This window comes from Rhizobium lentis (assembly GCF_014200175.1).
GTDB classification, from domain to species: Bacteria; Pseudomonadota; Alphaproteobacteria; order Rhizobiales; family Rhizobiaceae; genus Rhizobium; species Rhizobium mulingense.
The window spans coordinates 149,227-155,520 of the sequence record NZ_JACHBD010000013.1; the positions used below are offsets into that span (position 1 = coordinate 149,227).

The window sequence follows — 6,294 nt, forward strand, 5'->3', positions numbered from 1 at the left end:
CTCGGTCTGTGATGCATCTGCTTATCATCACGCATGCACCGTGCCAAAGCAGGCTGCGGTTCTAAAACAATACGATGGTGTAAGCGTTGTTGTCGTATTTGCGACGTCCCCGACATCGGGCAATGCGGAGCGCGGCTGGTATGGCACGGGTGAATTCCGCTGAAGGTATTTAGAGGCCGTTTCCTGGCCGGATACTCTGTCGCCGATGACGCCGGGAACCCGACACCTACTGTCGGGTTTGTCGAATCCAAGATATCGTAAATTTTGACCTAGAGCAAATCCTGTTCAATCTGGGTCATATCCAGCGTGCCTTAAAGTAGTTTGCGCATTCTGCCGCAGTGAAGCGAGGCATCAAGGCCCCGACCGCATCCCATAGAGCATCGATCTTTCGCTCGGCCTCGCAACATGGCTTTCAGCTTCGAGAATGCGTTCTCGATTGCATTGAAGTCCGGGCTATAGGGCGGAAGAAACATGAGCTTGGCGCCGGCACGTTCGATGGCATCGCGGACACCGGCTATCTTGTGTGCAGGCAGGTTATCCATAATGACCACGTCGCCGATCTCCAGGGTCGGCACCAGCACCTGTTCGAACATAAGCAAGGAAGACGTTGCCGTTCATCGCGCCATCGTAGACGAATGGTGCGGTCATTCCGCAGAGGCGCAACGCACCGGTGAAAGTCGTTGTTTTCCAATGGCCGTGCGGCACGCCGGCCCGGCAACGCTCACCTCGCAATGCACGTCCGCGCAGACGTGACATCTTGGTCGAGAGGCCGGTTTCGTCGATGAAGATCAGTTTCTCCGGATCGAGGTCCAATTGACCATCGAACCAGGCGCGCCGGCGCTTCAGGACGTCCGGTCGGTCCTGCTCCAGTGCGTGTGCGGTCTTTTTTTAAAGGTCCACCCACGGCCTCGGAGCCAGGCGCCAAGTGCGCTGCGGCTGATCTTCACCTGCCGCTCGACGGACAAGCGCTCAACCATCTCATCGAGCGTCACATCCCTACGCTCGTCGATCAACGCGACAACGAATTCCTCGTGTGCATCCACTGCCGAAGGTCGTCTCCAGCCCTGTGGCCGAGCAATTAACTCACCCTCTTTCGCTCTTGCGATCCAGCGGATCGCTGTCGAAATCCCAACACCGAAACGAGCCGCAGCCTGCCGAGCCGACATGCCCGACGCAGACGCTTTCAAAACCCGTATTCGGAGATCATCGCTCAGGGCCTGTCCCATCATCCACCTCTCCGCTGTGGATGTTGAATCAGCTTCGACCGGCCCCGTCACCTCACAATCGATTCATCAATCGCAGGACATGCTCTAGCTGCTGATCAGCGGCATAATCTATGTCATTGATAAAAAACGCCGAACATAGTCTATTGAGGCTGTAGCTGCCAATTTGGGCCGATTTTTGAAGCTCCATCGTGGCTAGGCTGTAGGAACTGTCGACCTGATGGGACATCCCAGGTCTGCATAAATCCGCATAACGGTGCTATTAGCGATGCCGCCCTGCCAAGGGCGGCAGAGCCGTAGCCCAGAGCCGAAAGCTTCGTGCACCAGTAACAACATCTGGTGCACTTAAGGAGCGACTATGGAACGCCGACGGATGAATGCGGTCGCTCAACTTCGAAGGCCAGCAGCAAGAGTGTCCGATCCATCTTCTTTGGTCCCGTCGCTGCCTTTCCCCAAGACAGCGACCGAGGCGCTTGCTGTCGAGTTTTGCCGATTTCTCGACCAGGCTGATGCCGTTCCCCGATCCGATCAGTTGTTCGATCTGTTGTCTATTAGCAGTGGTGTTGACCTGCCCGCAGCCGAGCAAAGACTGGCTGCAGTCGCTCGAGCGGATTTGCAAAAAGAATGGCATCCTCCTCATTGTCGACGATATTCAGGCGGGCTGCGGGCGAACGGGAGATTTTTTTAGTTTTGAATTTGCGGATATATCTCCAGACATCGTTCTTTTGTCGAAGTCCCTCAGTGGCTGTGGGCTGCCGCTGTCCCTTTTTGCTGCTCAAACCCGAATTAGACGTTTGGCGACCGGGCGAACACAGTGGGACTTTCAGAGGCAACAATCTTGCACTCGTGAAGGACGGATCTTGAGCGAGCGCCTTCGGGAAGTCGCTCAAAGCAACCGAGATCTTAAACTTTCCGTGCGTGGAAGGGGCATGATGCTGGGGCTCGACTGCAGTACGGGCAAACTGGCCGAGAAAATCGTCCGCCGAGCCTTCGAAGACGGACTTGTGGTAGAACGATGCGGCGCGGATGGCGCCGTCACGTTTCCGACAACGATCAAGTTCGCCGTCGAACATGGGATGCTGGCGGCACAACCGGTGCATTACGTCACCAATCACCTGCGAGAATGACCACAAGTTCGCCACGTCGGGCCCACAGCACCGACCTTGCCAAGGCAGACCTCCGCCACCATCCGGTCACACCGCCGGCCGCCGAACGGCCAAGATCGTCATCCACCGTCTCAATGCGCGATCACCCAAGTGCAGTCAGGCGATCGCGCATGGCGTATTGAAGGCCACTGCTTTCGCGATTGTATAGAACCTGGTGGGCCGAGAACCGCCGAACATACAGGATCCCTTGCGTTCCAGGTGGTGTAAAACGATTTTCTCATGCATCATCACCGGCCTCCTTCTGCTGCGGGGAGCTCTCGCCGTTTGCGTGGTCGACGAGCAGTCGCACTATGTCTCTCCGGCATTGCGCTTAGCCTCTTCAGCCTACAGCTTGAGCGAGTTGACGCAAACGCAGCACTTCCTTTCGTACCGTCCCGAACGAGTTCGTCCATAAGGAAGCGCGCGGCGCTTTCGGCAATGTACGATCTCGTCGACTTGCGTTTTGTTAGCGTCCGGCGAACGCATTTTCGCGCGCTGCCGAGGCCCGCAAAAAGGAGCTGGAGGATCAGATCGCTGTCATTTCTCAAACATGGTCCCTGGCACGTACAGTGATGAACCTGCAGGCTTTCAAAGGCATAGGCTTGGTTATTGCCGCAACACTGGTCGCCGAGGTCGGAATATTTTCTCGTTTCGACAATCCCCGGAAGCTCATGGCATACCTTGGACTGGTCCCCGGAGAGCCACTCAAGCGGCGGTTCCGTTCGGCCACGCGGGATAACGAAGACAGGCAACTCCGCCCTTCGAGCCGTGCTCTTCGAAGCTGCCTGGTCCTACCGTGTTCAGGCCAAGGTTGGGAACTGGATGCATAAGCGACGCCCGGACGTCCCGCAGGCGATTAATGACATCGCCTGGAAAGCCCAGGTGAGGCTGAGCGCTCGATTGCCGCAAATTAGTCGGATCAGGTAAGAAGAGTAACGTGGCCATCACCGCGGTCGCTCGCGAGCTTGTCGGCTTCCTATGGGATGTTGCTCGCAAAACTGAAGTCGAAACAATGTCACCTGCTGCTTGAGAGCTAACCCCATAATCAGCGATCGGGAATGGCCAGGGCGTCGGGAGCGGAGAAGGAATCCTTGGGCAAAAATTTGGACGGGTTTATCCTATGTCCGCAGCCAGATTGAGGCAGCCTTCCGACGTATCGTCACCATTGGGTAGCCAATCCCAGGACAAGAGTTTGAGCAACCGTCGAGTATTCCTGGCGCTCTGACCCATCCCGACCGTAACGCAATGCTAAACGCTGCCTGCTTTGCAGGTGGTGTTTTAAAGTGCGCCTCAAACCTTGATAATGGTCATAAGAGTTTTTTCTTCCGATTCCAATGCCCCGTTCATTCTGCCCATGTCGGCGATGAAGTCGAGGTCTCTTATCGCTGGCATCCGTATTTTGGCCAGAGGGTTTCCATTCGTCGCGTCGAAGAACGAGCGACGGGTCGGTTTCTGAAGGTTTTGGGGCCGACAGGTGTCGTGGTCTCGATTTCGGGCTGGATGATTGATCCTGTGGTGTGCGGCGTCATGACCATGGGTCTTGCACGTGTCGATCTTGCGGCGCTGATCGAACTGAACAGGCTGGTCACCGGCGGCGACAAGCCTGCACTCTTCCGAGGTGGACGTAGAATCACTCAGGAGGAAGACGATGAGATCCCGCAATATGGTGCCGGCGTCACGCCGGCAGCTCGACCTGATATTCAAACCTCGGACGCTCGACGGACTGAGCGACAAGGACCGCAAGAAGGCGGTAGCAACTCTGGCTTGCCTGCTGATGCAGGCGGCCGGTCTGGTCGTCGAGGAGCTCAACGATGACCAGCACTGATCTGATTCCGACAGTGCTGCTCGCGCGTAAGGCCGTCGTTTATGTGCGGCAATCCACGCAGTCGCAGGTTATAACCAATCTGGAAAGCCAGCGACGGCAATATGATCTTGTTGACGTGGCGCGACAACGCGGCTTCAGCGACGTCGAGGTGATCGACGACGACCTGGGTCGCTCTGCCAGCGGAACGGTCGCGCGCCCCGGCTTCGATCGTCTTGTCGCCCTACTGTGCGCCGGCAAAGTTGGTGCCGTTTTCTGCTTCGACGCCTCACGGCTCGCACGCAACGGCCGCGACTGGCACCATCTGCTCGAACTATGCGGCCTCGTTGAAGCCCGCGTCATAGACCACGACGGCGTCTACAATCCGTGCCGGCCCAACGACCGTCTGTTATTAGGCATGAAGGGCAGTATCAGCGAGTTCGAATTGGGCGTGCTGAGAGCCCGCATGCTCGATGCCGCCAGATCCAAAGCGCGCCGTGGCGAATTGCGACTTTCCGTTCCGTTCGGCTACATCTGGCATCGCGAGGCCGGGCTCGGCTCGATCCTGATCTGCGTCTGCAAGAGGTAATCCGATCCATCTTCACCCGCTTCCACGAGCTTGGAAGCGCGCGTCAGGTGCTGCTGTCGATGACGAAAGATCAGATTCACTTCCCTCGGCCCTCGGATGAAGGGCGCATGACCAACTTCGTATGGATGCCAGTCCGTTATCGCAATGTGATCGGCATCCTCAAAAACCCCTTCTACGCGGGCGTTTACGTCTATGGGAAGAGCGAGAAGCGGACTGCCATCGTCGATGGACGGGCTCGTCGCAGTTATGGTCACGGCAAGCCCGTCGGTACCTGGGAAGTGATGATCCGGGACCATCACGAAGGTTACATCAGTTGGGACGAATACGAGCGTAACCAACAGCAGAGATGGCCCTCAATAATTATGGCCGCTCGGGTGGGACTAAATCGGGCCGTGGCGGCAAAGCATTGTTATCGGGTCTCCTAACCTGCGGACGGTGTGGGCGGCGACTGAGTGTTGCCTATACGGGAAATCCACAAAATCCTGTCTATCGCTGCTATAAACAGAACCTGATGATGGGCTTGCCCCGTTGCATGACGTTCGGCGGCTCGAAGGTCGATGCGGCGGTTGCGCGCGAGTTGTTGCGCGCGGTAGAACCATTAGCGATCGAGGCGACTTTTGAAGCAGAGCGGATGCATCGGGAGCGACAGGAAGACCAGCGCCACATTCACGATTTGGAGCGACAACAGGCCCGCTACGAGGCTAGCCTCGCCGAGCGCCGCTATGCGGCATGCGATCCCGACAACCGTCTGATAGCTGCACAGCTTGAGAAGAATTGGGAAACGGCGCTACGCCGCGTCCGTGATCTGGAAGTGCGCAGGCCTGCCGAAAGTCCTTCAACCATCGAAGTTGACCCAGGCACTTTCGCAAACCTCGCCGACAATCTGCAGGCGGCCTGGGAGTCGCCGGATGTCACCATGCGCGTGCGCCAGCAACTGCTGCGTACCTTGATTGCCGACATTGTCGTTGATGTCGACGATGAGGTGCGTGACGTGGTGCTGACGATTCATTGAAGGCGGCAAGCACTCGGAGTTGAAAGTTCGCAAACCTCGGACTGGTGAACACGGCTGTGCCACCACGGAAGATGCTTTGGCAGTGATGCGGAGCATGGCAGGACGCTGGTCCGATGAACATATCGCCGCGTCGCTGAATCGAATGGGAATGCCCACGGGGCAAGGAAAAACCTGGACCGCACACCGGGTCGCTTCTGTAAGGCGCGTGCGCGCGATCCACGCGTACAAATCAGCCGGCAAAGATGGCGAATGGCTGACCATGACAGAAGCTGCGGCGGTTTTGGGCGTAACCAACCACCGAATACGCCACCTGATCAACACGAACGTGTTGTCTGCCGAGCAGGTGGTTCCCGGCGCGCCGTATCAAATCCGGGCCAGCGACCTGACTTCGGCGACCGTCCAAGCCGCGATAGCCCGAAAGGGCCGCCTTGGCAGCGTCGAAAGCGTAGCCTCGATCCAGACCTTCAGCTCTCCCAGTATGGGCTTGGCATGTTGTTGGCGCAGTTTGCGTCGCTCGTCGGCAG

Annotated in this window: 3 protein-coding genes and 3 pseudogenes; 4 read left to right on the top strand and 2 right to left on the bottom strand. The window is 57.6% G+C overall.

The window, feature by feature from the left end:
- Positions 1-285: 285 nt before the first annotated feature.
- Positions 286-1,226: pseudogene (locus tag GGI60_RS26585) on the bottom strand (IS630 family transposase).
- Positions 1,227-1,600: 374 nt separating this feature from the next.
- Here GGI60_RS26585 and GGI60_RS32680 point away from each other — a divergent pair.
- On the top strand, positions 1,601-2,350 hold the full coding sequence (locus GGI60_RS32680; protein ID WP_409527281.1) for an aminotransferase class III-fold pyridoxal phosphate-dependent enzyme: 750 nt from the start codon (positions 1,601-1,603) through the stop codon (positions 2,348-2,350).
- Between the two features lie 518 nt (positions 2,351-2,868).
- Positions 2,869-3,398 (top strand): annotated as a pseudogene (locus GGI60_RS26595) (transposase); the annotation flags it as partial.
- 260 nt (positions 3,399-3,658) lie between these two features.
- Here GGI60_RS26595 and GGI60_RS26600 read toward each other — a convergent pair.
- The gene (locus tag GGI60_RS26600; RefSeq protein WP_183920272.1) at positions 3,659-4,030 is read right to left on the bottom strand and encodes a hypothetical protein; all 372 of its coding nucleotides are present in this window, start codon (positions 4,028-4,030) and stop codon (positions 3,659-3,661) included.
- On the opposite strand from GGI60_RS26600, the gene GGI60_RS26605 reads away from it, so the two are divergent.
- Complete coding sequence (locus GGI60_RS26605; RefSeq protein WP_183920270.1) at positions 4,017-4,193, top strand: hypothetical protein; 177 nt, start codon at positions 4,017-4,019, stop codon at positions 4,191-4,193. The genes GGI60_RS26600 and GGI60_RS26605 overlap by 14 nt on opposite strands.
- Positions 4,180-6,239, top strand: a pseudogene (locus tag GGI60_RS32235) (recombinase family protein); the annotation flags it as partial. The gene GGI60_RS26605 and the pseudogene GGI60_RS32235, both read left to right, overlap by 14 nt.
- Positions 6,240-6,294 lie beyond the last annotated feature (55 nt).